Below are 24,925 nucleotides of genomic sequence, written 5' to 3'. Positions count from 1 at the left end.
TATTTCCTCAGGATCGCATCATGAGCGGACCATCCGACTACCAGCCGAGCAATCCGGCCCTGCAATGGATCGAGCGGCGCCTGCCGATTTTTGGTCTCATCCATTCCTCCTTCGTCGCCTATCCCACCCCGCGCAACCTGAACTATTGGTGGACCTTCGGCGCCATTCTTTCCTTCATGCTCGGAATGCAGATCCTGACCGGCGTGATCCTGGCGATGCACTACACGCCGAACGCCGATCTCGCCTTCAAGTCGGTCGAGCTGATCGTCCGTGACGTGAACTACGGCTGGCTGCTGCGCAACATGCACGCGGTCGGCGCCTCGATGTTCTTCGTCGCCGTCTACGTCCACATGTTCCGCGGTCTGTACTACGGGTCGTACAAGGAACCGCGTGAGGTGCTGTGGATCCTCGGCGTCATCATCTACCTCCTGATGATGGCGACCGGCTTCATGGGCTACGTGCTGCCCTGGGGCCAGATGAGCTTCTGGGGCGCCACCGTCATCACCAATTTGTTCTCGGCCGTTCCCTATGTCGGCGAGAGCATCGTGACGCTGCTCTGGGGCGGCTATGCCGTCGGCAACCCGACGCTGAACCGCTTCTTCTCGCTGCACTATCTCTTGCCGTTCGTGATCGCAGGCGTCGTCGTGCTCCACGTCTGGGCGCTGCACGTCGCCGGCCAGAACAATCCCGACGGCGTCGAGCCGAAGACGGAAAAGGACACGGTGCCGTTCACGCCGCATGCGACCATCAAGGACATGTTCGGCGTCGCCTGCTTCCTGCTGCTGTACGCTTGGTTCATCTTCTACATGCCGAACTATCTCGGCGACGCCGACAACTACATTCCGGCGAACCCGGGCGTGACGCCGCCGCACATCGTGCCGGAATGGTATTACCTGCCGTTCTACGCGATCCTGCGCTCGATTCCCGACAAGCTCGCGGGCGTCATCGCGATGTTCGGGGCGATCATCATCCTGTGCTTCCTGCCCTGGCTCGACACCGCCAAGACCAAGTCCTCGAAGTACCGTCCGCTCGCCAAGCAGTTCTTCTGGATCTTCGTCGCGGTCTGCATCCTGCTCGGCTATCTCGGCGCACAGCCGCCGGAAGGCATCTACGTCATCGCCGGCCGCATCCTGACGTTCTGCTACTTCGCCTACTTCCTGATCGTGCTGCCGCTGCTCGCGCGCATCGAGAAGCCGCGGCCGGTGCCGAACTCGATCTCGGATGCCGTGCTGGCCAAGACCGGCAGCCGGTCGACGCCGATGGTCTCGACCGCGATCGTTCTGGCGCTCGCCGGCTCGCTGTTCGCGGGCTCGATCGACAGCGCGAAAGCGGCCGAAGGCAGCGACAAGCCTCCGGGCAACAAGTGGTCGTTTGCTGGGCCTTTCGGTACGTTCGATCGCGGCGCCCTGCAGCGCGGCCTCAAGGTCTACAAGGAGGTCTGCGCCAGTTGCCACGGCCTGTCCTTCGTCGCCTTCCGTAACCTCGCCGAGCCCGGCGGGCCCGGCTATTCGGTGGCGCAAGCCGCGGCGTTTGCATCCGAGTACAAGGTCAAGGACGGCCCGAACGATGCGGGGGACATGTTCGAGCGCCCGGGCCGGCCGGCGGACTATTTCCCCTCGCCGTTCGCGAACGAGCAGGCCGCGCGTGCCGCAAACGGCGGTGCGGCGCCGCCGGACCTGTCCCTGATCACCAAGGCGCGCTCCTACAAGCGCGGCTTCCCCTGGTTCATCTTCGACGTCTTCACCCAGTACCAGGAGCAGGGGCCTGACTACGTCGCCGCATTGCTCCAGGGCTATGAGGACAAGGTGCCGGAGGGCGTCACTCTCCCGGAGGGCTCGTACTACAACAAGTACTTCCCGGGCCACGCCATCAAGATGCCGAAGCCGATCAGCGACGGCCAGGTGACCTATGACGACGGCTCGCCGACTACGGTCGCGCAGTACTCCAAGGACGTCACCACCTTCCTGATGTGGACCGCCGAGCCGCACATGGAAGCGCGCAAGCGCCTCGGCTTCCAAGTCTTCGTGTTCCTGATCGTCTTCGCAGGCCTGATGTACTTCACCAAGAAGAAGGTCTGGGCCGCCTCGCACTGAGCGGCGAAGGACGAGACGAGATGAAGAAGCCCCCGCGAGGGGGCTTTTTGTTGACTGGTCATTCCGGGGCGCGTGATCGCGCGAACCCGGAATATCGAGATTCCGGTTCGGTGCTGCACACCGCCGGGAATGACGAGAGTGTGGATTGCGCCGCGCGCTCCCACCCGCCAAAATACCGCCAACCGATCCCCCAGAAACTCACCGGAGGACACCATGGGAACCAGCATCACCTTCAAGCGCCCGGACGGCAAGGACGCTTCGGGCTATCTCGCCAATGCCGGGCGCGGCAATGCGCCGGGCGTCGTCGTGATCCAGGAATGGTGGGGCCTATCCGATCAGATCAAGGGCCTGTGCGACCGCTTCGCGCTGGCCGGCTTCGACGCGCTGGCGCCCGATCTCTACAAGGGCAAGGTGGTGCCGTATCACGACACGGACAGCGCCAACAAGGAGATGAACTCGCTCGACTTCATGGACGCCACCACGCAGACCGTGCGCGGCGCCACGCAATATCTGTCGCGCAACGGTGCCAAGGTCGGGCTGACCGGCTTCTGCCTCGGCGGCGCCGTCACCATCATCGGCGCGACCAAAATCCCGGAGCTCGCGGCCGGCGTCGTGTTCTACGGCATCCCGCCCGAGCAGGCGGCCAAGCCCGCCGACGTCAAGATCCCGCTCCAGGCCCATTTCGCCAACAAGGACGATTGGTGCACACCGGAGCTGGTGGGCGGCTTCGAGAAGGCCATGAAGGCCGCCGGCAAGTCGCTGGAGCTGTTCCGCTATGACGCCGAGCACGCCTTCGTCAACGAGCAGCGCCAGGCCGTGCACGACCGCGAAGCCGCCGAGCTCGCCTGGGGCCGCGCGACGGAGTTTTTCAGGAAGCATCTGGGGTAGGAGCGTGCCAGACCGATCCGAGAACCAAAAGGCGTCGGGAGCGCGAGGTCTTCGCGATCCCGGAGGAGCACAGGGCGGCCGTTCGCGAGGGGCTCGATCAAGCTGAGCGCGGCGAGTTTGCCAGCGACGCCGAGATGGCAGCCCTCTGGAAGAAGGGTGGCCTCTGACCCGCAGCTCGGCCACCCTTGACGCCGCCCCCGCGCCATGGTGAGTATCCGCCCATGAGCACCGCCGTCCGCCCAGCCCGTCTTTGGTGGCGCACCTCCTAAAGAGGTGGCCGGTGCGATTTCATTTCTCAAAATCGTCGAAGGTCGCCACGCAGTGCGGCGGCCTGATCGTTTGTCCTGTGTGGCGTTCCCTCGGCAAGTTTCGTAAGAGGACGACATGAACAGGACAGTCTTTGCCCTCCCGGCCAGAAGTGCGTACGCGACCCGCGCCGGTCTTGCGATCACGCGTGTGGCCGAGCAGTTCACCGGCGGCGCCAACCGGCTCGACGACCTGATCAACCTGCTCGACCGCCGCCGCGGCGTGGTGCTGTCCTCGGGCACGACCGTGCCCGGCCGCTACGAGAGCTTCGATCTCGGCTTCTCTGACCCGCCGCTCAAGCTCGAGACCGTTGGCGTCAATTTCAAGCTGGAAGCGCTGAACGCGCGCGGAGAGGTGCTGATCGCCTTCCTCGGCGACGTGCTGCACGAACCCTGCGTGGTGATCTCCGAAAAGACGGCGACGCGCCTTTCCGGCCACATCATCCGCGGCGATGCGCCGGTCGAGGAGGACCAGCGCACGCGGCGTGCCAGCGTGATGTCGCTGGTGCGCGATCTCGTCGCTGCCTTCTCCGCCAGTGACGACGGCCTGCTCGGCCTGTTCGGCGCTTTCGCCTACGACCTCGTGTTCCAGATAGAGGACCTCGTGCAGAAGCGCCCGCGCGAGACCGACCAGCGCGATATCGTGCTCTATATTCCCGATCGCCTGCTCGCCTACGACCGTGCCACCGGCCGCGGCGTCGTGCTCTCTTACGATTTCGCCTGGAAGGGCAAATCGACCGAAGGCCTGCCGCGCGAGACCGCCGACAGCCCCTATCTGAAGACGCCGCGTCAGGGCTTTGCCGATCACGCGCCGGGCGAATATCAGGCCACGGTCGAGACAGCGCGCGCCGCCTTTGCCCGTGGCGATCTGTTCGAGGCCGTGCCGGGCCAGCTGTTCGCCGAGCCCTGCGACCGCTCGCCGGCCGAAGTGTTCCAGCGCCTCTGCGTCATCAACCCGTCGCCCTATGGTGCGCTGATGAATCTCGGCGAAGGCGAGTTTCTCGTCTCGGCTTCGCCCGAAATGTTCGTGCGCTCGGACGGCCGCCGCGTCGAGACCTGTCCGATCTCGGGCACGATCGCGCGCGGCCTTGATGCGATCGGCGATGCCGAGCAGATCCGCCAGCTGCTGAATTCGGAGAAGGACGAGTTCGAGCTCAACATGTGCACCGACGTCGACCGCAACGACAAGGCGCGCGTCTGCGTGCCCGGCACCATCAAGGTGCTGGCACGCCGCCAGATCGAGACGTACTCGAAGCTGTTCCACACCGTCGATCACGTCGAGGGCATGCTGCGTCCCGGCTTCGACGCGCTCGATGCGTTCCTCACCCACGCCTGGGCCGTCACCGTCACCGGCGCGCCAAAGCTGTGGGCGATGCAGTTCGTCGAGGACCACGAGCGCTCGCCGCGGCGCTGGTATGCCGGCGCGATCGGCGCGGTGAATTTTGACGGCAGCATCAACACCGGCCTCACCATCCGCACCATCCGCATGAAGGATGGCCTCGCCGAAGTGCGCGTCGGCGCCACCTGCCTGTTCGATTCAGACCCCGCCGCAGAAGACCGCGAGTGCCAGGTCAAGGCCGCCGCGCTGTTCCAGGCGCTGCGCGGCGACCCGCCGAAGCCGCTCTCGACCTTTGCGCCTGATGCCACTGGCTCGGGCAAGCAGGTGCTGCTGATCGACCATGACGACAGCTTCGTGCACATGCTCGCCGATTATTTCCGCCAGGTCGGCGCCAGCGTCACCGTGGTCCGCTATGTGCATGCGCTCGACATGCTCAAGCAGAAGAGGTGGGACTTGCTGGTGCTGTCGCCCGGCCCCGGGCGCCCTGAGGATTTCGGGATCAAGACGACGATCGATGCGGCGCTGGAGAAGAAGCTGCCGGTGTTCGGCGTCTGCCTCGGCGTGCAGGCGATCGGCGAATATTTCGGCGGCGAGCTCGGCCAGCTCACCCATCCCGCCCACGGCCGGCCCTCGCGGGTGCAGGTGCGCGGCGGACGGCTGATGCGCAATTTGCCGAACGAGATCGTCATCGGCCGCTATCACTCGCTCTATGTCGAGCGCGACAGCATGCCGGAGGTGTTGTCCGTCACCGCCAGCACCGAGGACGGCGTCGCCATGGCGCTGGAGCACAAGACCCTGCCGATCGCCGGCGTGCAATTCCACCCGGAATCGCTGATGTCGCTCGGCGGCGAGGTGGGGCTACGTATTGTCGAAAACGCGTTCCGGCTGGATGCGCCGGTCAATTGAGAGGCACGAATGACTTTTGACCACGACATCAAGGCGAGCGTCCGCACCATCCCGGATTATCCCAAGCCCGGGATCATGTTCCGCGACATCACCACCTTGCTCGCGGATGCGCGCGCATTCCGCCGAGCCGTGGACGAGCTCGTCAATCCCTGGGCCGGCAACAAGATCGACAAGGTCGCCGGCATGGAGGCGCGCGGCTTCATCATCGGCGGCGCGGTGGCGCATCAGCTCTCGGCGGGCTTCGTGCCGATCCGCAAGAAGGGCAAGCTGCCGCATACCACGGTGCGCATCGCCTATTCGCTCGAATACGGCATCGACGAGATGGAGATGCACGTCGACGCGGTCGCACCCGGCGAGCGCGTGATCCTGGTCGACGACCTCATCGCCACCGGCGGCACCGCAGAAGGCGCGGTCAAGCTGCTGCGCCAGATTGGCGCCAACGTGGTTGCCGCCTGCTTCATCGTCGACCTGCCCGAGCTCGGCGGCGCCGCCAAGCTGCGCGCCATGGACGTGCCCGTGCGCACGCTGATGTCGTTCGAGGGGCACTGAGCGTCCTGGTCGTTTCGCCTACGATCGCTGCAATATCAGGCTGAGCTCGAGCTCCCGGAACGCGATGTAATTCCGCCGGGTCCATTGGTGCAACTCGGTCGAAGAGTCCTTCTCCTGGCGCAGATAGCCGGTGAAGGAGAAATTTAGCCGATCGATATAGGTCTTGAGGAAACCGGGCAGCGCGGGAAGGCGGAACAGCCGGCCGCCTCCCATTGCCGGCGGCAGCTCGCCGCGGACGACATATTCGTTGTCCACCGTGACCAGGTTCATCCGCGGGATCTGCCCACGCAGCATCTCGTGGGCGCGGGCCGAGACGCGGTCGGTGTCGGCGACGAACAGGATCATCGGCGCAACGTGGCGCCGCGCCGCCTCCTTCAGCAGGCCGATCTCGTCGGTCATCTTGAAGAACTCGTCGAAGGCGTGGAAGCCGAGGTCGATCACCTTGGCGATACCGTCATCGACGATGACGCGGTCCATCAGCTGCATCTTGCCGAAGGTGTCGATCACGTCGGCGGTCTCGGTCACCTTCGGCAGGTAATCGAGCAGCGACGGCTCTTTCAGGTTGACGTCGAAGGCCGCGACGTTGCCGTTCTTGAGCAGCAGGAATTCCGTCAGCAGCCGCGCCAGCAAGGTCTTGCCGACCTGCGGGCGAGGCGAGCAGATGATGTAGACGGGCGTTGCGGGCATCGACAGCTATTATCTGGGCCAACTCACCGCCCAATCCAGCCGTATCCACCCGGCTTGCGCAACTATTTTTCGCTGTTGCGGGTCACCGGCTTCGAACCGACGATGTCGGTCAGGCGGATGCGGTCGAACTCGCTCCAGACATTGGCCAGCCAGTGCCGGACATAACCGCGCAGCACGAAGGAATAGTTCGCGGCCTCGTCGCTGATGCCCTTGTTGGCCACGAATTTCAGGAACGGGACGGAGGACACCTCGACCTGCTCATAGGCCATTTCGTTGAGCTTGGGGATCGTCAGCTCGGTCGCGTCCTTGATGCGGTGGAAGTAGGAATTGTAGGTCGCCTGGTCCCACTGGAAGAACTGGGTGTCGTTGATGAAGTTCTTCACCAGGAAATATTTCGCGCCCCCCATGAAGCCTGCGGTCTCCGCGATCTCCTCCAGCGAGGCGATCGAGGGTCCGAGGATGTGGAACACGGCGAAGGTGATCTGGCCGGCCTTGGCGGCGTCGAGGAAGCCGATGTCGCGCAGCGAGGCCAGCGCCGGCGAAAGCAGGCCGGCGCGGACGTCGATCACGGTGACCGAAGGGCTGACAGCGTTGAGCGTGTCGAAGATCTTCATCTGGTCGGCCGTCGTCGTCATGTCGACGATCTCGGTGATGTCGGGGTGGAAGCGTTTCAGGGTTCCGCGCGGCGACTCCGTATCGAACGCCCGCGTCGGCACGTTGTTGGCCGAGAAATAATCGAGCAGGGTGCGCGATACCGTGGTCTTGCCGACCCCGCCCTTGTCCGCGCCCACCACAACCACTGCCGGCTTTGCCATTGCTGTCCCCTAACGCGCGCCCCCGATCGCGAGGTCGCAATCGGCCGGGCCCCAAATCGATGTCCCGAAAGACGTCCCGAGTCTGCTGTTGGGCGCGAACATGGCAGAAACAAGGGAGAATTCAATTCCTCGCGCTCCACTTACGGCAATTCCCGAGGATTTTCCCGATTGCCGGGAAACCCGGCGCATGAAGCGGCAAATCACGCCGTCAGTGACGGCCCCACGGTCCCATCGGATTGGCTGCCGGGGCTCCTGAGGGACTGGGCGCGGGAACGGGCGGCGGGCTCGCGGGACCGGCCGCATCGCTCCACGGTCCCTGCGAGAGCGGCGGCGGCCCGTCCTGCGCGCCTGCTTGTTCGGTCTCGAGTTGTTCCGTCTCTTCGGCGGGGTCCGGCAGAGGTCCCGGATCGCGCCCGCCGGCGAACTTGACCAGCGCGTCGACCCGGGACTGCACGGAAGGGTGGGTCGCGAACAGGTCGGCAAAGCCCTCGCGCGGATTGTCGACGCAGAGCTCCATCACCGCCGAGGTGGCGCCGGGCAGCTCGCCGCGGCCCTCGATCTTGCGCAGCGCCGAGATCATGGCGTCGGGGTCTTTCGTCAGCTCGACCGAACCCGCGTCGGCTAGATATTCGCGCGACCGCGACAGTGCGAGCTTCACCACCTGCGACAGCAGCCAGGCCAGCACGATCAGCACGATGGCGATGATGATGACGATGATCGCGCCGCCGCCGGAGCTCTTGCTTTCGCTCGACGACGAGGACGACCGCGACGACGAGGAGGAGCCGGAGGACGAGGAGCCGCCGGAGCTCCAGTTCAGATTCGTGAACAGGCGGAAGAACAATTCGCCGAAGAAGCCGACCACGCCGGCGATGATGACGGCGACCACCATCAGTTGCACATCGCCGTTCTTGATGTGGGTCAGCTCGTGGCCGAGCACCGCCTCGATCTCCTTGTCGTTGAGCGCATCGAGGAGACCCGTGGTGACCGTGATGGAATATTGCCGCGGATTGAGACCGGTCGCGAAGGCGTTCAGCGCCGGGCTCTCCATGATCTTCAGCTTCGGCATGGTGAGACCGCGCGAGATGCAGAGATTCTCGAGCAGATTGTAGAGCCGCGGCTGTTCTTGCCGGGTGACGCTGTGGCCGCCGGTCACGGCATCGATCATCGACTGGTGAAAGAAATAGGCGATCACGATCCAGACCGCCGCCACGACCGTTGCAATGGGCGCGGCCTTGAGCAGGTCCGAGAAGGCGTGTCTGAGATAGTACGCGACGGTCTCACTGTCATCGATGAACACTTCGGCCACCAGCGCGCCGGCATAGACCAGCACATAGACCAGCGCGAACAAGCCGGCGAGCAGCAGCATCGAACGAAGCTTGTTCGAGGCGATGTGCGTGTAGAGACCATACGCGGCCATGACGCGATGCCCTGCCGGCCTATCGGCTCAAATCAGAACTTCACCTGCGGCACGGTCTCGACCTCGGTGCGGCTGGCGCCGAGATCGAAGAAGTCCTTTTTGGTGAAGCCGAACATGCCGGCGAACAGAGCTGCGGGCAGCTGCTGGATGCCGGTATTGTATTCCTGCACCGCGTTGTTGAAGAAGCGGCGGCTCGCCGCGATCTTGTTTTCGAGGTCGGAGAGCTCGGAGGCGAGCTGCTGGAAATTGGCGTTGGCCTTGAGGTCGGGATAGGCCTCCGACAGCGCGATCAGCCGGCCGAGCGCGCCGGAGAGCTGGGTCTCGGCCGCGGACACCTGCGCCGGGCCCTGCGCCGACATCGCCGAATTGCGCGCCTTGATGACGTCGTCGAGCGTGCCGCGCTCGTGCGAGGCGTAGCCTTTCACCGTCTCGACCAGGTTCGGGATCAGGTCGTGACGCTGCTTGAGCTGCACGTCGATGTCGGCAAAGGCCTGGCCGACACGCTGGCTCAGCGCCACCAGGCGGTTGTAGGCGCTGAAAGCGATCAGCGCGAGGACGACGATGACGCCGAGGACGATCCAGCCGGTCGACATGGAGAACTCCTGAAGAGGGAAGAAGGCGGGCGCTAGGGTAGACGAAATTAACGCAGGATGAGAGCCCGGCGCGGAGGGAAGGTAAGACTTGGTCGGATCAGGAACGGCCCGAGTTCAAGGCAGGCACGGCCAGCGAAATTAACTTTCGGACATGACGGCATCGCCCCAGCGCCAGCGCCGGGCCTCGGCATAGGCCACCTTGTCCCGCCGCGGGACTTTTGCCGGCGCGACCCCGGCCTCCGTGCAAAGCTTGGCCGTGATCTCGGCCTTGCCGACGTCCGGCGGTGCCAGCACGCGCGCGGCGCGGCTCGCGGGCGGCGTGCGGGTCAGGGCGACGTGGATGAAGCGCTCGTCCTCGAACGGCACCTCGGCGCCTTTGATCTGCCGGTGCGCCTGCGAGCGCGGCAGGCGCTGGCTGAAATGGCACCAGTCAGGCGCGATGAGCGGGCACGGCCTTTCGTGCGGGCAGGGCGCGGTGACGAAAGCGCCAGCTGCGATCAGCTGCTGCCGCACGGCGAGGATGCGGGCATAGCCGGCGGGCGTGCCGGGCTCGATCACCACCAGCGCGTGGCGCGCTTTGGCCCACATCGCCTCGGTCAGCTTGCGCTGATCGGCCTCGCTGAGCTCGCCGATGATGTAGCTGGCGATGACGAGATCGGCCTGTGAGACCTCGGCGAGGTTGCCGCCGGCATCGCCGGGCAGATAACGGCACTTCGCCAATCGCGAGCTGCCGTGTGCCAGTTCGAGCGCGAGCCGGCTCAGCGTGGTGTTGGCATCGAGCAGGGTAAAATCCTGTAGCGACGGAAAGGCTTCCGCGGCGGCCCAGCTTGCCGTGCCCGGGCCGGCGCCGACGTCGAGCAATGTTTCGGGGGCGAGATCAGGCGCGATCTCGGTGAGCGCATTGAGGCTGGCCGCCACCGCCGCGTAGGTCGCGGGCATGCGCGCCAGCGCATAAGCGAGCGCATCGGCGTCCGACTTGATCGTGCTGGAGGTGCCGCCGGCGCGATACGTAGTCGAGATCTTCTGCGAGCGCTGGGCTGCGTCGCTGCGGGACAAGCCCTGCAGCTTGCCGTCGAGGGCGGCTTTCAGTTCGGCGGGAAGGGTGGGGGAGATCATCAGCAACCCCACGTCATTCCGGGGCTCGCGAAGCGAGAACCCGGAATCCATTTATCTGCAGCGTCGGTCGCACCATGGATTCCGGGTTCGATGCTGCGCATCGCCCCGGAATGACGGTCCAAGATCACGCCACGTTCTGGTCGAGAATGTCCACGGCCTCGGCGAGGCTCACCGACACCAGCTGCGAGACGCCGCGCTCGGCCATGGTGACGCCGAACAGCCGGTTCATCCGCGCCATCGTGATCGGGTTGTGCGTGATGATGATGAAGCGCGTGTCGGTGGAGCCGGTCATTTCGTGCAAGAGGTTGCAGTACCGTTCGACGTTGTGGTCGTCGAGCGGCGCGTCGACTTCGTCCAGCACGCAGATCGGCGAGGGGTTGGTGAGGAACACCGCGAAGATCAGTGCCATCGCGGTCAGCGCCTGCTCGCCGCCCGAGAGCAGCGAAAGCGTCTGCGGCTTCTTGCCCGGCGGCTTGGCGATGATTTCGAGGCCGGCCTCCAGCGGGTCGTCGCTCTCGATCAGGTGCAGCGCGGCCTCGCCGCCGCCGAACAGCTCGACGAACAAGCGCTTGAAGTGGTCGTTGACGACGTCGAACGAGGTCAGCAGCCGCTCGCGGGCCTCCTTGTTGAGGCTCTGGATACCCTGGCGCAGCCGCTTGATCGCCTCGACCAGGTCGTCGCGCTCGGTGACGAGGCCGGTGTGCTGGGTCTCGACCTCGCGCAGCTCTTCCTCGGCGCGCAGATTGACGGCGCCGAGGCGTTCGCGGTCGCGGCGCATCTTCTCGAGGTCTTCCTCGATCTCGTGCAGCGGCGGCAGCTCGGCGCCGGGCTCGAGCTCGGCAAGGCCGGCGACGGCCTGCGGCTCGACCTCGAGCATGTCGCGGATCTCGCGCTCGATGTCCTCGAGCCGGCGGCGGGCGCCTTCCATGCGCTCCTCAGCGCGGGCGGTGGCCTCGCGGGCGCTGGAGAGCGCCTCGAGCGTCAGCTTGGCGACACGGTCGGTCTCGGCCATTGCGGTTTCCGCGGTGGCAAGTGCGTCGGCGGCCATGCGGCGGTCGTTCTCGGCGTATTCGATCTCGGTGATCAGCGCGCTGCGCTTTTCGGCAAATACGGCCGGGGCGTTTTCGAGCTCGCTGCGCTCGATCGTGAGCTCGGCGATGCGGGCCTGGATGGTGTCGATATGGGAGGCCGCGCTCTCCTTGCGGTTCTGCCACTCGGTGCGTTCGGCGAGGATCGCCTGCACGCGGCGATCGGCGAGCTCGGCCTCACGTGCCAGCGCCTGCGCCTCGGCGCGGACCTGGGCGGCCATGCGGCGGCGGCCTTCGATGTCGCTGCGGACGGCGGCGAGCTGGGTCTCGGTGTCTTCGCTCGACGGCAGCTCGCCGATGCCGGCCTGGGCGTATTCGTAGGCGGCCTCGGCTTCGGCGCGATCGGCGGCGAGCCGGCTGTGCGCTTCCGACAGCGTCGCCTTGCGCGCGGCATGGCGGCTGATCTCGCGCTCGGCATTGGCATGGCGCTCGCGCGCGACGTTCAGCTCGCGCTGCGCGGCACGCCAGGCTTCGCGGCTGGCGCCTTCGGTGCTCGCCGCCATCTGGAGCTCGGACTCGGCGTTCTCCAGCGCCTGACGCTTGATCTGCGCGTCGATGCGGGCCTGCTCCAGCTCGTTCTCGATGTCGACGAGGCGGGCACGCTCGGCCAGGCGCCGCGCGGCGCCGGTCGGGGCATGCGCCGCGGCAACAAAACCGTCCCAACGCCAGACGTCGCCCTCGGGCGAGACCAGCCGCTGGCCGGTCTTGAGCTGCGACACCAGCTCGGCGCCGCGCTCGCGCGGGACGACACCGATCTGCGCGAGGCGACGCGCCAGCTCGGCCGGCGCCTGCACATGGTTGGAGAGCGGAACGGCGCCCTCGGGCAGCTCCGGATCGCCCTCGGTGTATCCGACATTGGTCCAGCGCATCGGCGCCGACGGATCGATCGGTGCATCGAGATCGTCGCCGAGTGCTGCGCCGATCGCCTTTTCAAAGCCCTTGTCGACGGTGATGCCGTCGATGATCGGCGGCCACAGATTCTTGGTCTCGCCGTTGACGATCTTCGAGATCGTGCGCGCCTCGGTCTCGAGCCGCTGCACGCGCTTGTCGGCCTCGACCAGTGGCGAGCGCGAGGATTCCAGCGTCTGGCGTGCCGCGACATGCGTCGTTTCGCTCGCCTGCGCCGCAGCTTCGGAGGCGGCCAGCGTCTCTTCCGCGGTCTCGACCAGCGCGGTCAGCTCGTCGAGATCGCCGAAGCCGCCGGTATCGGCGGCAAGCTTCTGCTCTTCCGCCGTGACGTTCGCAATCTCCTGATCGAGCCGGGCGAGCTTGTCGCGATGGGTGCGGACGTTGGCCTCGAGCTGGTTGCGCTTCGCCGTGAGGTCGGCGAGCGCGGTGGTGAGCTCGGCGAAGCGCTGCTCGGTCTCGGTCAGCACCGCCTCGGCCTCGGCGACGCGCTCGTCGACGCCGGAGCGCTTCTCGACGCGCGACTTGATCTCTTCCTTCAGCTCGGCATCTTCGGCGTCGAGCCGCTGCAGCGCGACGTCGGCGTCCATGGTCTGCTGCTGGGCGCGCGAAATGTCGCCCTCGAACTGGGCGAGGCGGCGCTCGAGCTCGGCGACGCGCTCCTTGGCGCGCTCTTCCTCGCGGTCGAGCTGCTCGCGGGCATTGGTCAGGCGTTGCAGGCCGGCCGCGGCGCGCGCTTCAGCATCGCGCAGCGCCGGCATCTCGGCGGCGCGGATCGCCTGGATGCGGGCGGCTTCGGCCTGGTGCTGAGTGCGCTCGGCCATCTCGCGCACGGCGAGATCGTGGGTCTGGCCGGATTCGTTGACGTCGGCATGGGCACCGACCCAGCGCAGGTGGAACAGCGTGGCTTCGGCCTTGCGGACCTTGGCGGCGACCTCGCGATAGCGCACGGCCTGGCGAGCCTGCTTCTTCAGGCCTTCCATCTGGCCGGAGAGCTGGCCGATCACGTCCTCGACGCGGGTGAGGTTGGTTTCGGCCGCCTTCAGCCGCAGCTCGGCCTCGTGACGGCGGGCATGCAGGCCGGCAACGCCCGCGGCATCTTCCAGCACGCGGCGGCGCTGCTCGGGCTTGGCCTGGATAATCTCGCCGATCTTGCCCTGGTGAACGAGGGCGGGCGAGCGCGCGCCGGTGGCGGCGTCCGCGAACAGGATCTGCACGTCGCGGGCGCGCACGTCGCGGCCGTTGATGCGGTAGACCGAGCCCGCCTCGCGCTCGATGCGGCGGGAGATTTCCAGGATCTGGCTGTCGTTCATCGCCGCCGGCGCGGTGCGATCGGCATTATCGATCGTCATCGTCACTTCGGCATGGTTGCGCGCCGGACGATTGCCGGAGCCGGCGAAGATCACTGCATCCATGTCGGCCGCGCGCAAGCTCTTGTAGGAGGTCTCGCCCATCGCCCAGCGCAGCGCCTCGACGAGATTCGACTTGCCGCAACCGTTGGGGCCGACCACGCCGGTCAGGCCGGGCTCGATGACGAAGTCCGTGGGCTCAACGAAGGACTTGAAACCGTGAAGGCGCAGGCGGGTGATTTTCATAAGCACGCATCTCTGTTGGCAGGCGCGAATCCCCCTGCCGGGACAATACCATGGAAGGCAATGTCGCTGTCTGGGTGAGTCGCGCGAGGCGCCTCATGCGGCTGGACAATGGCCGCGGTGCGCCGCGAGGGCAACCGGCGAAAGCCGCTTTTCCCAAGGGATTTATGCCGGGAAAGATACGGCTTTCGAGATGCGAATCAGGATCTTGACGCGCGAATCAGCTCTTCAGCAGCGGGTTGATCTTCTTGGCGAACTCCTCGAACGAGGTGTCGCCCTTGATCTTCTCGCCGTTGATGAAGAAGGTCGGCGTCGAATCCACCTTGAGCACGTCGCTGGCATATTTCTGGTCGGCGGCAATCTTGTCGAGCAGCGCCTGGTCCTTCAGGCAGGCCTCGACCTGCTGCTGGGTGAGGCCGGCCTGCTTGCCGATCCGCGTCAGGGTCTCAGTGGTGTTCTTCATCACCCAGTCATTCTGCTGGCGGAACAGCATGTCGGTGACCGCGAAGTATTTCGGGGCATCGTCCTTGGCGATGCAGCGCGATAGCATCGAGCCGGCGGCGGCTTTGATGTCGAGCGGGAACTCGCGGAAGATGTAACGCACCTTGCCGGTGTCGATGTATTCCGTCTTGATCTTCGGGAACACCTGCTCGTTGAAGGCGGCGCAGTGCGGGCACGTCATCGAGGCGTATTCGGTGATGGTGACGGCGGCATCCTTCGGGCCGAGCGCCATGTCGGGCAGCGACACCGGCTTGGCCACGTCGGCGGCCGACTGAGCCATCGCTTCCGTGATGAACCGCAGCGGCGAGAGCCCGGCGAACGCGGCAAGCCCGGTCAGCGACAGCATCGTGGTGAAGGCGCGGCGGGTGATGATCAAGGTCGGCTCCCGGGATTGGCAAGGTTCGCCCAAAGGACGGTCAAGGTTTCCTGCTCGGACGGCCTGTCGCTAGCTTGAAACGTCGTTTGAGGCAATGGCGGGCGCTACGGACAGGTCCAGTTTGGCCGCGGAATGAGGCTCAATTTCGCTTGATGGCGGCCCCGAGGCGCGCCAGCGCGGTCTTCAGTTCTTCATCCTCGATGTCGGTCAGGTTCTCCGCCACCTTGGCGACGGCCTTGGGGTCGGGCGGGCCGGGCCGCTTCCGGGCCTGCGGCCGCGACAGGGGCGCCTGGCGGAAGGCCAGCTTGCCGACCGCGCTCCAGCCGAAGAAGCGGTTGACCCGCTCCAGGATCACGTCGGCCGAATGCTGGATCTCCAGCGCCATCGGCCCCTCGACCCGCAGCACCAGGGTTGCCGGCTCCTGCGGCTGACCCTCGACCGGCCGTGGCCATTGCATCTTGAGCGGCTCGGCATGGGCCGCGATCTCCGGCCCCGCGATCTGCGCCCACCGCGTCACCAACTCGCGCGCCGCAAAGCCCTGCTTGGCATAGGCCTCGGCAAAGACGTCGTCGAGCAGGATCCCGAGCGGTTTGGCGCTGACGGGGCCGGGCTTGAAGATGGGGCCGGATTTGGACATGAGGCCTTATAGCACTTCGAACGCCGGGCCACAGACCCCCGGGCCCGTCATGGCCGGGCTTGTCCCGCCTGCGCGGCCGAAGCCGCTTCGGCGAGGCGGAGGCCCGGCCATCCACGTTCTTCCTGCGAAGAAAGACGTGGATGCCCGCGACAAGCGCGGGCATGACGTGGAGAGGCCAGTGCATTGCCGCTACAGTGAGGAATGAGCCCCAGATCCGCACGCAAGCCGAAGCCGGAACCTTCTCAGCCGGAGACCTCATCGCGCCCGCTCGCGCTCCTGCAATGGTACGACCGCCACCGGCGCCGACTGCCTTGGCGCGCCGCGCCGGGCGAGGCGTCCGATCCTTACCGCGTCTGGCTCTCCGAGATCATGCTCCAGCAGACCACCGTGAAGGCGGTCGGCCCCTATTTCGAAAAATTCGTCGCGCGCTGGCCTGACGTCACGGCGCTAGGACGCGCCTCGCAGGATGACGTGCTGCGGATGTGGGCCGGGCTCGGCTATTACTCGCGCGCACGCAACCTCCACGCCTGCGCGGTCGCGGTGACGCGCGAACATGGCGGCGTGTTTCCGGATACCGAGGAGGGGCTGCGCGCGCTGCCGGGGATCGGGCCCTACACGGCGGCGGCGATTGCGGCGATCGCGTTCGACCGCCGCACCATGCCGGTCGACGGCAATATCGAGCGCGTGGTGTCGCGGCTGTTCGCGGTCGAGCAGGAGCTGCCGCAAGCCAAGCCGCTCATCCAGCAACTGGCCGCGACGCTGCTGGCGGAGTCTCGCGCCGGCGACAGCGCGCAGGCGCTGATGGATCTCGGCGCCTCGATCTGCACGCCGAAGACGCCGGCCTGCTCGCTGTGTCCGTTCACAGAGGACTGCACGGCAGGCGCGCAGGGCACCCAGGAGACGTTCCCGCGCAAGGCACCGAAGAAGAGCGGGACGCTCAGGCGCGGCGCCGCCTTCGTGGTCACGCGCGGCGACGAGCTGCTTGTCCGCTCGAGGCCCGAAAAGGGGTTGCTCGGCGGCATGACGGAGGTGCCGGGCTCGGACTGGCTCGCCGGCCAGGACGATGCAACGGCGAAGCAGCAGGCGCCGCAGCTCAAGGGGCTGTCGCGCTGGCAGCGCAAGGTGGGCGTCGTCACCCACGTCTTCACGCATTTTCCGCTCGAGCTGGTGGTCTACACGGCCAAGGCCGAGGCCCGGGTCCGCGCGCCCGAGGGCATGCGTTGGGTACCGATCGCGACTCTGGCAGATGAGGCGCTGCCCAACGTCATGCGCAAGGTCATCGCGCATGGATTGGATCTCTAGCATCCATCCTGCTGACAGCAGGCTGTCAGCTGTCTTGCGCTAGCAGGGGGCAAAGGAGATCTCGCATGGTCAAGACCGCGCTCGATAACTTCCCAAGGCCCCCATGCGCCGAGCTGCTCGGCTGGCGCCTGCTCGATGCCCGTCCGGAGGAGGGCTGGATCAAGCTTGGCTTCGACGGCAAGCCGGAGTTCTGCAACCCCGCGGGCTTCATCCAGGGCGGCATGCTCTCGGCCATGCTCGACGACACCATGGGTCCGGCGGTGCTGGTGATGAGCGAGGGCCGGCTCTACACCACCACGATCAGCATGACCGTGAATTTTCTCAACCCGGCAAGGCCGGGGACAATCATCGGCGAAGCCAAGGTGACGCAGCTCGGCAAGACCATCGCCTTCGTCGAAGCCAAGCTGATGGCGGAGGACGGCACCGTGCTGGCGACGGCAAGCGCCAGCGAGCGATTGTTGGAGGCGGCGAGGGTGGTGAAGTGAGCGGGCACTGGTCTCTCGCTCCCTCGCCCCGTTCTTACGGGGAGAGGGTGGGGTGAGGGGCCTCTCTCAACACGGGAGATCCACGAGGGACCTGTACCCCCTCACCCGGATTGCATCTTCGATGCAATCCGACCTCTCCCCGCAAGCGGGGAGAGGTGAAGAGGAATGCGCCGCGCGAGTTGATTGATCAGACCCTCAAGCGCTCGCGCGGGCGTCCTTGCTCACGATCGGCGGCTTCGCATTCAGCGCCTCGACCTGGAATCCCGCAACGCGCTTGTAGTTGCCGGCGATGTCTTCCAGCTCCTTTTGCGACAGCACGTCGGTGACGACCCTGTACCCGTCAGGCGCGCGCTCCTCGACCAGCTGCATCACCTGCTCGGGGCCGTTCTTGCGGTTGAGCAGGACGAGGTCGGTGGTCGCGGGCTGCCGCTCGGCTTCATAGGCGAGCAGTGCCGCCTGCGTCGGACCGTGCGCCAGGATCTCGCGGGTGATGACGCGCGCGTCGAGGATCGCCTGCGAGGCGCCGTTCGAGCCGATCGGGTACATCGGATGCGCGGCATCGCCCATCAGCGTGACGCGGCCGAAGGTCCATTGCGACACCGGATCGCGGTCGACCAGCGGATATTCGTAAGCGTGCGGGCAGTTCCTGATCAGGGCGGGCACGTCGAGCCAGTCGAACGTCCAGCTCTCGAACCAGGGCAGGAACTCCTCCAGCCGCGCGGTGCGGTTATAGTCCTCGCGACGCCACTGATAGGTCGGCGGCATGTGGCGCTCCGCGACCCAGTTGATGAGGTGGTTGCCGTTTGCATCCGGTTCTTTCGAGATCGGATAGCAGACGAATTTCAGGATCTCGTGGCCGGCCATGATCATGCTGCGGCCGGTGAGGAAGGCTTTGGCCGGCGTGACGCCGCGCCAGAGGATGCGGCCGTTCCAGATCGGCGGGCCTTCGTTCGGATAGAGCTTTTCTCGCGCGGCGGAATGGATGCCGTCGGCGGCGATCAGGATCGCGCCCTCGTAGGTGCCGGCGGCCTTGCCGATCGCCCTGTCGACGAAGTCGGCGCGCACGCCGCCCGCCGTCTCGGTCCAGCCGGTCAGATGATGGCTGGTGAGGATGTTGTCGCGGCCGAGCCGCTCGAGCGCGGTGTCGAGCAGGATCTGCTGCAGCGTGCCGCGATGGATCGAGAATTGCGGCCATTTGTAGCCGGCCTCCAGGCCGCGCGGCTCGCTCCAGATCGGCTTGCCGTGCTTGGAGAAATAGGCGAGCTCGCGCGTCCGCACGCCGCTGGCGTCCAGCTTGTCCAGCAGGCCGAGCTCGATCAGTTCGCGCACCGCATGCGGCAGCACGTTGATGCCGACCCCGAGCGGCTTCAGTTCCGCGACGCTCTCGAACACTTTCACGGGAACGCCGATCTGATGCAGGCTGAGCGCAAGCGTCAGTCCGCCGATGCCGCCACCGGCGATGAGTACCGTCATGAGAAAACCCCTCCGATGGAGGCGTCTTGGCACAGCCGGGCGGCCGTGGGCAACTGCGAACAGGCCGCCTATGGACGGCGCGGCGGAGGACCGTTAACCTCCGGTTTTCCCCATGAGGTCCGACATGCTCAAGCTCTACTACGCCACCGGCACCTGCGCGCTTGCCACCTACATCACCCTGGAAGAGGCCGGCGCCGAGTACACGGCTGAGCGGCTGAGCTTCAAGGACAACCAGCAGAACAGCCCGGACTATCTCGCCATCAACCCGAAGGGCCGGGTGCCGGCGCTGGTCACCGACCGCGGCGTCCTGACCGAGACGCCGGCGATGCTGGCCTATCTCGCGCAGACCTTTCCCAAGGCGAAGCTCGCGCCGCTCGACGAACCCTTCGACTTCGCCCAGGTGCAGTCGTTCAACTCCTATCTCTGCTCGACCGTGCACATCAACCACGCCCACAAGATGCGCGGCGCGCGCTGGGCGACGGAGGAGAGCTCGTTTGCCGACATGAAGGCGATGGTGCCGAAGACCATGGGCGCCTGCTTCAAGCTGATCGAGCAGAAGATGTTTCGGGGACCCTGGGTGATGGGCGATCAGTACACGATCTGCGATCCCTATCTCTATACGCTTTCGACCTGGCTCGAAGGCGACAGCGTCGACATCAATGCGACGCCGAAGATCGCCGATCACTTCAAGCGCATGTCCGATCGCCCCGCGGTGAGCAAGGTGATGGTGGCGCAGAAGGCGTAACAACCCGACGATTCTTGTAGGGTGGGCAAAGGCGCAGAGCGCCGTGCCCACCATCTTTCCAAGATTGCAACAAAGGTGGTGGGCACGCTTCGCTTTGCCCGCCCTACGAGAGCTGGCGCCTGGCTTGCTCCAGCTCCCGCCCCGTCTCCAGCATCAGCCGCCGCAGCCAGATCGAGCCGGGGTCCATCTGCGCGCGTGTCGGATGGAACATGAACTGCTCGTCGATCCCGGGATCGAACGGCGGCGTCACCGCGACGATGCCGAGCTGCTTCGACAGCGCGGCGATCAGCCGGCGCGGCACGAAGGCGACGAGATCGGTGCGCGCGGCGACGTGCAAGGCTTCGAGATAGCCCGGCACGACCAGCGAGATATGTCGCTCGACGCCTTTGCTGCGCAGCCAGGTGTCGATGAGATCCTCAGGCTGGCCGCGGATGATCACGCCGACATGGCGGGCGGCGAGGAACGCCTCGCGCCGCTTCAGCCTCGCTCCCACAGGATGGCCGCGCCGCACCGCCAGCGCGTCGCTGTCGGTGTAGAGCAACTGGCGATGAAACCCCTTGAAGGCGTTGCCGATCGAGATCACGAGATCGATGGTGCGGGCGAACTCGGCGTGGAAGATCGCAGGTCCCCGCCACGGCACCACGTCGATGCGGACGTTGGGGGCAAGGCGCGTCACTTTCGCCATCAAGGGCGGCATCAACAGCTCGACCGCGAGATCCGGCATCATCAGGCGGAACTGCCGCTCGCTGCGCGCGGCATCGAAGTCATCGGGCACGAACAGCCCGCGGACCTGGTCGAGCGCCTGCGCCAGCGGCGCACGCAGGGCCAGCGCCCGCGGCGTCAGCTCCATCCGTACGCCCGTGCGCACCAGCAGCGGGTCACCGAAGATGTCGCGCAGGCGCTGCAAGGCGTGGCTCGTGGCCGGCTGTGACAGGCCGATCCTCAGGGCCGCGCGGCTGACATTGGCTTCGCGGAGCAATGCGTCGAGCGCGGTCAACAGGTTAAGGTCGAGCGAATTCAAATTCATGGGGTGAATAGATATCATATTTCATATCGATTTGAAGAATGACGTTGGCCCGGCGATGATCTCGGCGTTGTCACCACGAGGAGATGCCGCCATGAACGCGAGCGCCAACAAGAAACTGCTGCAGGATATCTTTGCTGCGGCCGCCAATCCCGATCCGGCCGCGCGCGACCGCGCCCTGTTCAGCGCAAGTCTCGCCGACGACGCCAAATGGGTCGTCACGGGGCAATATTCCTGGTCGCGCACCTTTGCCGGCAAGGAGGCGATCCTCAAAGATCTCCACGGCTATGTCCGCACGCGCCTGCGCGACCGTACGCGAACCATCGCCCATCGCTTCATCGTCGATGGCGACATCGTGGTGGTGGAAGCCAAGGGCGATAACGTCACGCCCGAGGGCGTGCGTTATGACAACGACTATTGCCTGGTCTTTCGTCTGGAGGACGGCAAGATCAAGGAGATTCGCGAGTACTGCGACTCCATGCTGACCGAGAAGGCGCTCGGCCCGTTTCCGCAAGCCCCCGCGAGGGCCGCGGGCTAACGGCTTGGACGAGGTCGTGTCCACCGGCCGCTCCTGTTCGTCACGGCCCGCGATATTTGTGCGGGCCTGTCGGACGCTGCTGGAACTCATGCAGACTCGGCGCGGAACTTTCGCATGCCGCCGACGTTCCCTCGGTTGCCGGGCGCGCCGCGCCCGCGCCAACCTGCGTTCTCGGGAAATTCATGCTGGCTGGGGCTTCGGACGTTTCAACGCAGGTAGGCCGCAGCTTCTCCGGACTCCGCGAACGATTAAGAGACGCAACGTCGGCTGCGCACCGCGACCTCGACGCGCAGCTCTCGGCATTCGATCTGACCGAGCTCTCCGGCTATCGACGCTTTCTGCAAGCCAGTGCCGGTGCGCTGCTGCCGCTCGAGACGGCACTCGTCGAGGCCGGTGTCAGTGCGGTTTTCCCGGACTGGCCGGAGCGGTCGCGAAGCGTGGCAATCCTGGCTGATCTCGAGCGCCTCGGCAGCGCGGTGCCGCGGCTGGTGTCCGTACCCCCACTGACGCGCAGCGGCGTTGTGGGCACGATGTATGTGCTCGAAGGCTCCCGTCTCGGGGCAAAGTTCCTGCTGAAGATGGTCGCCGATTCCGCCGATCCGCGGCCTTGCGAAGCTGTCGCCTATCTCAGTCACGGCACCGGCAGGCGGTTCTGGCAAAGTTTCCTGGCAAAGCTTGCAACCGACGAGCGCTGGGACGAAGACGAGGCGATCGAGGCGGCTCGCATCACCTTCGCCGCATTCGAGCAGGCGGCGGACCGGGCATGAACCAGGCCGTCAATCTCACCAATTGCGATCGCGAGCCGATCCACATTCCCGGCAGCGTGCAGCCGTTTGGCTTCCTGCTGGCCGTGCTCTCGGATTTCACGATCTGCATGGCGTCGGACAACGTCGCGAGCTTCCTTGGAACGGATGTTGCCGACCTGCTGCAGCGGCCGCTGTCGGGCGTGATCTCCGAGGCGGCGGTCGAAACGATCCGCAGCCGGGTCGATCATCTCGGCGGTCCGGATGCGACCGAACGCCTGTTCGGCGTCGAGCTGCAGCCCGGCAAGCCACCCTTCGATCTTTCGATTCATCTCTCCGGCGTCTATCTGATCATCGAGGCGGAGCCGAGCGTCCACGAGCCCGGCGTCAATTCCGGCGAGCTCGTGCGCTTGATGCTCGAACGGATCCGCAAGACACGCGGGATGGCCGATCTGGCGCGCGAGGCGGCGCGTCAGCTCAAGGTGTTGACCGGCTTCGACCGCGTCATGGTCTATCAGTTTCACCCGGACGGGTCCGGCGAGGTGATCGCCGAGACGGCGGAGCCCGGGCTCGAATCCTTTTTCGGCCTGCGTTACCCTGCATCCGACATCCCAAGGCAGGCGCGCGCGCTCTATCAGCGCAACTGGCTGCGCATCATCGCCGACGTCGACGCGCGGCCTGCCGCGCTGATGTCCACGGCCACGCATAATGCCGCGCTGCTCGACCTCTCGATGAGCGTACTGCGCTCGGTTTCGCCGATCCACATCGAGTACCTGCGCAACATGGGCGTTGCCGCCTCGATGTCGGTGTCGATCCTGCGCGACGGCAAGCTGTGGGGTCTGTTTGCCTGCCATCATTATTCGCCGCGCTACATCTCGTTCGACAAGCGCACCGCCTCCGAGCTGTTCGGGCAGATGTTCTCGTGGATCGTCGAGGGACGCGAGCGCGAGGGTGACGTCGCCTATGAGGCCCGCGCGCATCAGATTCAGGAACGTTTGATCGAGGTCGCCGCCTCGCACGAGCACAGCCGTCGCGCCATCGTCGACTTCCTCGGCGACTACCGCAAGATGATCGAATGCGACGGCGTCGCGGTGTGGTCCGACAACAAGATCGCGCTTCAAGGCGAGACGCCGACCGAGGACGAGGTCACGGATCTCGTCGGCTTCATCAACCGGACTTCGCCGGGCCGGATCTTCGCCAGCGCCGAGATCGCCGAGGTCTACGCCGCCGGCCAGGCCTTCCGTGACCGTGCGGCGGGCTTTCTCGCCATCCCGATCTCGCGGACCCCGCGCGATTGCCTGATCTTCTTCCGCCGCGAGGTCACGCGATCGGTGAAATGGGCCGCCGATCCCAACAAGGTCTACGACGAAGGGCCGCACGGGCCGCGTCTCACCCCGCGCAAGAGCTTCGAGCTATGGCAGGAAACGGTGGCGGGGCAGTCGAAGCCGTGGTCGGCGGCCGATATCCGCATCGCCGAGAGCCTGCGCGTCACGCTGCTGGAGGTGATCCTGCAACTGTCCGACCTCGCCGCGCGCGAGCGTCGCGGGGCACAGGAGCGGCAGGAACTGATGATCGCCGAGCTCAATCACCGCGTCCGCAACATCCTGAGCCTCGTGCGCGCCCTGGTGGCGCAGAGCAAGGACACCGCGACCGGCATCGAGGAGTTCGCCAGCGTGCTCGGCGGCCGCATCCAGGCCCTCGCGCGCGCCCACGACCAGATCACGAACCTGAACTGGGCACCCGTCGCGCTCCGCACCCTGGTCGAGTCCGAGGCCGGCGCCTATCTCGGTGCGCGCGCAGACCGGGTGAAGATGGGCGGTCCGAACGTCGCGCTCGATCCAAAGGCGTTCGCGACGCTGGCGCTCGTCGTTCATGAGATGATGACCAATTCCGCCAAGTACGGCGCGCTTGCCGATTCCACCGGCAGTGTCGAGGTGGTCTGGCGCCTCGACCCGTCTTCCAGCCTCGTCATCGAGTGGAAGGAGAGCGGCGGGCCGCCCGTGCAGCCGCCGTCGCGGCGCGGCTTCGGCACCACCATCATCGAGCGGTCGGTGCCGTTCGATCTCAAGGGCGATGCCGAGATCCGTTTCGACCTCCTGGGCGTCCAGGCGAAGTTCGTCATTCCGCCCAACTTCGTCCAGCTCGTCCCATCCATCGCGGGAGCCGCCATGCGTATCGAGGAGCAGCAATCTGCCCGTCCACGGATTTCCGACACGGCCCTGATCGTGGAGGACAACCTGATCATCGCGATGGCCGCGGAGGTCATCCTGCTCGACCTCGGCGCCCGCCACGTCGACACCGCCGCAACCGTCGACCAGGCACTGCGCTCGATCGAGCGTTCGCGGCCGAGCTTTGCTCTGCTCGATCTCAATCTCGGCAGCGAGAGCAGCATCAAGGTGGCGCAGAAGCTGAAGGAGATCGGGGTGCCCTTCATCTTCGCGACCGGCTATGGCGAGCGCGCGCCGATCCCCGAGCAATTGGCCTCCGCGCCGGTGGTCCAGAAGCCCTACACGCTGGAAGTGGTCGAGAATGCACTCGGCAAGTTGCAACAGGCCGGCGCCCAATAGGCATCCCCAGACGAACAGCATGCATCGGCGTGCATGGCACAGCGGATTCGCATGCGGCTTTGCATAGCTGCCGCCAAAATCGGCAGATTTGGTGCGGGTCGAGATCGGGCGCGCGAGGAATTTGAAGGTTCAATTAAGAAGTGTCCCCCATTGTGTCGCGGTGCAGCGTAGGCCGCCGGGGCGCGGCGTGCGGCTGTCGGAGTGGCCGTGACGATCGCCGGAGTCGTTCGGCCCCTCGAA

Annotated in this window: 20 protein-coding genes; 10 read left to right on the top strand and 10 right to left on the bottom strand. The window is 66.0% G+C overall.

Annotation, left to right across the window (positions count from 1 at the left end; translation table 11 throughout):
* The first annotated feature begins 20 nt into the window (after nt 1–20).
* The 4 genes from fbcH (at nt 21) to ABIA45_RS20430 (ending at nt 6,080) form a co-directional block, all read left to right on the top strand.
* Nucleotides 21–2,093 carry a cytochrome b/c1 gene (gene fbcH, locus ABIA45_RS20445; protein ID WP_404653379.1) on the top strand — a complete coding sequence of 691 codons (2,073 nt, stop codon included), beginning with the start codon at nt 21–23 and terminating at the stop codon, nt 2,091–2,093.
* 213 nt (nt 2,094–2,306) lie between these two features.
* Nucleotides 2,307–2,981 carry a dienelactone hydrolase family protein gene (locus ABIA45_RS20440; RefSeq protein ID WP_036006275.1) on the top strand — a complete coding sequence of 225 codons (675 nt, stop codon included), beginning with the start codon at nt 2,307–2,309 and terminating at the stop codon, nt 2,979–2,981.
* Nucleotides 2,982–3,365: 384 nt separating this feature from the next.
* Complete coding sequence (locus tag ABIA45_RS20435) at nt 3,366–5,531, top strand: anthranilate synthase component I (RefSeq protein WP_157286379.1); 2,166 nt, start codon at nt 3,366–3,368, stop codon at nt 5,529–5,531.
* Nucleotides 5,532–5,540: 9 nt separating this feature from the next.
* Complete coding sequence (locus tag ABIA45_RS20430) at nt 5,541–6,080, top strand: adenine phosphoribosyltransferase (RefSeq protein WP_036024845.1); 540 nt, start codon at nt 5,541–5,543, stop codon at nt 6,078–6,080.
* 18 nt (nt 6,081–6,098) lie between these two features.
* Here ABIA45_RS20430 and ABIA45_RS20425 read toward each other — a convergent pair whose 3' ends face one another.
* The 8 genes from ABIA45_RS20425 to ABIA45_RS20390 form a co-directional block, all read right to left on the bottom strand.
* Nucleotides 6,099–6,767, bottom strand: coding sequence for a hypothetical protein (locus tag ABIA45_RS20425; protein ID WP_271538304.1), 669 nt, complete (start codon nt 6,765–6,767; stop codon nt 6,099–6,101).
* A 62-nt stretch (nt 6,768–6,829) separates the two neighbouring features.
* Nucleotides 6,830–7,582: a hypothetical protein gene (locus ABIA45_RS20420; RefSeq protein WP_271538302.1), complete on the bottom strand. Its 753-nt coding sequence runs from the start codon at nt 7,580–7,582 to the stop codon at nt 6,830–6,832.
* Between the two features lie 208 nt (nt 7,583–7,790).
* Nucleotides 7,791–8,999, bottom strand: coding sequence for a M48 family metallopeptidase (locus tag ABIA45_RS20415; RefSeq protein WP_404653377.1), 1,209 nt, complete (start codon nt 8,997–8,999; stop codon nt 7,791–7,793).
* A 32-nt stretch (nt 9,000–9,031) separates the two neighbouring features.
* Complete coding sequence (locus ABIA45_RS20410) at nt 9,032–9,592, bottom strand: LemA family protein (protein ID WP_036037187.1); 561 nt, start codon at nt 9,590–9,592, stop codon at nt 9,032–9,034.
* Nucleotides 9,593–9,730: 138 nt separating this feature from the next.
* Nucleotides 9,731–10,708 carry a small ribosomal subunit Rsm22 family protein gene (locus tag ABIA45_RS20405; protein WP_404653376.1) on the bottom strand — a complete coding sequence of 326 codons (978 nt, stop codon included), beginning with the start codon at nt 10,706–10,708 and terminating at the stop codon, nt 9,731–9,733.
* 124 nt (nt 10,709–10,832) lie between these two features.
* The gene (gene smc, locus ABIA45_RS20400; protein ID WP_404653374.1) at nt 10,833–14,297 is read right to left on the bottom strand and encodes a chromosome segregation protein SMC; all 3,465 of its coding nucleotides are present in this window, start codon (nt 14,295–14,297) and stop codon (nt 10,833–10,835) included.
* A 217-nt stretch (nt 14,298–14,514) separates the two neighbouring features.
* Nucleotides 14,515–15,171 (bottom strand): DsbA family protein, encoded by a 657-nt coding sequence (locus tag ABIA45_RS20395; RefSeq protein ID WP_271538294.1) that lies wholly within the window; start codon nt 15,169–15,171, stop codon nt 14,515–14,517.
* A gap of 139 nt (nt 15,172–15,310) precedes the next feature.
* Entirely contained in the window at nt 15,311–15,808 is a 498-nt protein-coding gene (locus ABIA45_RS20390) for a DUF721 domain-containing protein (RefSeq protein WP_128263036.1), read from the bottom strand.
* Between the two features lie 201 nt (nt 15,809–16,009).
* On the opposite strand from ABIA45_RS20390, the gene mutY reads away from it, so the two are divergent.
* Nucleotides 16,010–17,110, top strand: coding sequence for an A/G-specific adenine glycosylase (gene mutY, locus ABIA45_RS20385; protein ID WP_271538289.1), 1,101 nt, complete (start codon nt 16,010–16,012; stop codon nt 17,108–17,110).
* Nucleotides 17,111–17,175: 65 nt separating this feature from the next.
* Nucleotides 17,176–17,595 (top strand): PaaI family thioesterase, encoded by a 420-nt coding sequence (locus ABIA45_RS20380; protein WP_157287807.1) that lies wholly within the window; start codon nt 17,176–17,178, stop codon nt 17,593–17,595.
* Between the two features lie 195 nt (nt 17,596–17,790).
* Here the strand turns inward: ABIA45_RS20380 and ABIA45_RS20375 are convergent, their stop codons facing one another.
* Entirely contained in the window at nt 17,791–19,068 is a 1,278-nt protein-coding gene (locus tag ABIA45_RS20375) for a flavin-dependent oxidoreductase (RefSeq protein WP_271538287.1), read from the bottom strand.
* Nucleotides 19,069–19,192: 124 nt separating this feature from the next.
* Between ABIA45_RS20375 and ABIA45_RS20370 the strand changes: the two genes are divergently transcribed.
* Nucleotides 19,193–19,813: a glutathione S-transferase family protein gene (locus ABIA45_RS20370; RefSeq protein WP_271538285.1), complete on the top strand. Its 621-nt coding sequence runs from the start codon at nt 19,193–19,195 to the stop codon at nt 19,811–19,813.
* A 103-nt stretch (nt 19,814–19,916) separates the two neighbouring features.
* Here ABIA45_RS20370 and ABIA45_RS20365 read toward each other — a convergent pair whose 3' ends face one another.
* The gene (locus ABIA45_RS20365) at nt 19,917–20,840 is read right to left on the bottom strand and encodes a LysR family transcriptional regulator (protein WP_271538282.1); all 924 of its coding nucleotides are present in this window, start codon (nt 20,838–20,840) and stop codon (nt 19,917–19,919) included.
* 91 nt (nt 20,841–20,931) lie between these two features.
* On the opposite strand from ABIA45_RS20365, the gene ABIA45_RS20360 reads away from it, so the two are divergent.
* The 3 genes from ABIA45_RS20360 to ABIA45_RS20350 all read left to right on the top strand — a co-directional run bounded on the left by ABIA45_RS20360 (nt 20,932) and on the right by ABIA45_RS20350 (nt 24,685).
* A complete protein-coding gene (locus ABIA45_RS20360; protein WP_271538280.1) occupies nt 20,932–21,375 on the top strand; it encodes a nuclear transport factor 2 family protein in 444 nt (147 codons plus the stop codon).
* Nucleotides 21,376–21,557: 182 nt separating this feature from the next.
* Nucleotides 21,558–22,142 (top strand): biliverdin-producing heme oxygenase, encoded by a 585-nt coding sequence (locus tag ABIA45_RS20355; protein ID WP_271538278.1) that lies wholly within the window; start codon nt 21,558–21,560, stop codon nt 22,140–22,142.
* On the top strand, nt 22,139–24,685 hold the full coding sequence (locus ABIA45_RS20350) for an HWE histidine kinase domain-containing protein (RefSeq protein ID WP_404653370.1): 2,547 nt from the start codon (nt 22,139–22,141) through the stop codon (nt 24,683–24,685). Before ABIA45_RS20355 ends, ABIA45_RS20350 begins: the two co-directional genes overlap by 4 nt.
* Nucleotides 24,686–24,925 lie beyond the last annotated feature (240 nt).

The organism is Bradyrhizobium sp. USDA 336 (genome assembly GCF_044908355.1).
Classification (GTDB): Bacteria; Pseudomonadota; Alphaproteobacteria; order Rhizobiales; family Xanthobacteraceae; genus Bradyrhizobium; species Bradyrhizobium yuanmingense.
Note: the sequence above shows the minus strand (reverse complement) of the source record. Positions and strands in the feature narration are given on the sequence as shown.

Coding starts and splice junctions, on each gene's coding strand:
- ABIA45_RS20390 (WP_128263036.1), bottom strand. CDS start 15,808: ATGTCCAAATCCGGCCCCATCTTCAAGCCCGGCCCCGTCAGCGCCAAA.
- ABIA45_RS20435 (WP_157286379.1), top strand. CDS start 3,366: ATGAACAGGACAGTCTTTGCCCTCCCGGCCAGAAGTGCGTACGCGACC.
- ABIA45_RS20425 (WP_271538304.1), bottom strand. CDS start 6,767: ATGCCCGCAACGCCCGTCTACATCATCTGCTCGCCTCGCCCGCAGGTC.
- ABIA45_RS20380 (WP_157287807.1), top strand. CDS start 17,176: ATGGTCAAGACCGCGCTCGATAACTTCCCAAGGCCCCCATGCGCCGAG.
- ABIA45_RS20370 (WP_271538285.1), top strand. CDS start 19,193: ATGCTCAAGCTCTACTACGCCACCGGCACCTGCGCGCTTGCCACCTAC.
- ABIA45_RS20360 (WP_271538280.1), top strand. CDS start 20,932: ATGAACGCGAGCGCCAACAAGAAACTGCTGCAGGATATCTTTGCTGCG.
- ABIA45_RS20350 (WP_404653370.1), top strand. CDS start 22,139: ATGAACCAGGCCGTCAATCTCACCAATTGCGATCGCGAGCCGATCCAC.
- ABIA45_RS20355 (WP_271538278.1), top strand. CDS start 21,558: ATGCTGGCTGGGGCTTCGGACGTTTCAACGCAGGTAGGCCGCAGCTTC.
- mutY (WP_271538289.1), top strand. CDS start 16,010: ATGAGCCCCAGATCCGCACGCAAGCCGAAGCCGGAACCTTCTCAGCCG.
- ABIA45_RS20405 (WP_404653376.1), bottom strand. CDS start 10,708: ATGATCTCCCCCACCCTTCCCGCCGAACTGAAAGCCGCCCTCGACGGC.
- ABIA45_RS20410 (WP_036037187.1), bottom strand. CDS start 9,592: ATGTCGACCGGCTGGATCGTCCTCGGCGTCATCGTCGTCCTCGCGCTG.
- ABIA45_RS20420 (WP_271538302.1), bottom strand. CDS start 7,582: ATGGCAAAGCCGGCAGTGGTTGTGGTGGGCGCGGACAAGGGCGGGGTC.
- smc (WP_404653374.1), bottom strand. CDS start 14,297: ATGAAAATCACCCGCCTGCGCCTTCACGGTTTCAAGTCCTTCGTTGAG.
- ABIA45_RS20365 (WP_271538282.1), bottom strand. CDS start 20,840: ATGAATTTGAATTCGCTCGACCTTAACCTGTTGACCGCGCTCGACGCA.
- ABIA45_RS20440 (WP_036006275.1), top strand. CDS start 2,307: ATGGGAACCAGCATCACCTTCAAGCGCCCGGACGGCAAGGACGCTTCG.
- fbcH (WP_404653379.1), top strand. CDS start 21: ATGAGCGGACCATCCGACTACCAGCCGAGCAATCCGGCCCTGCAATGG.
- ABIA45_RS20375 (WP_271538287.1), bottom strand. CDS start 19,068: ATGACGGTACTCATCGCCGGTGGCGGCATCGGCGGACTGACGCTTGCG.
- ABIA45_RS20430 (WP_036024845.1), top strand. CDS start 5,541: ATGACTTTTGACCACGACATCAAGGCGAGCGTCCGCACCATCCCGGAT.
- ABIA45_RS20415 (WP_404653377.1), bottom strand. CDS start 8,999: ATGGCCGCGTATGGTCTCTACACGCACATCGCCTCGAACAAGCTTCGT.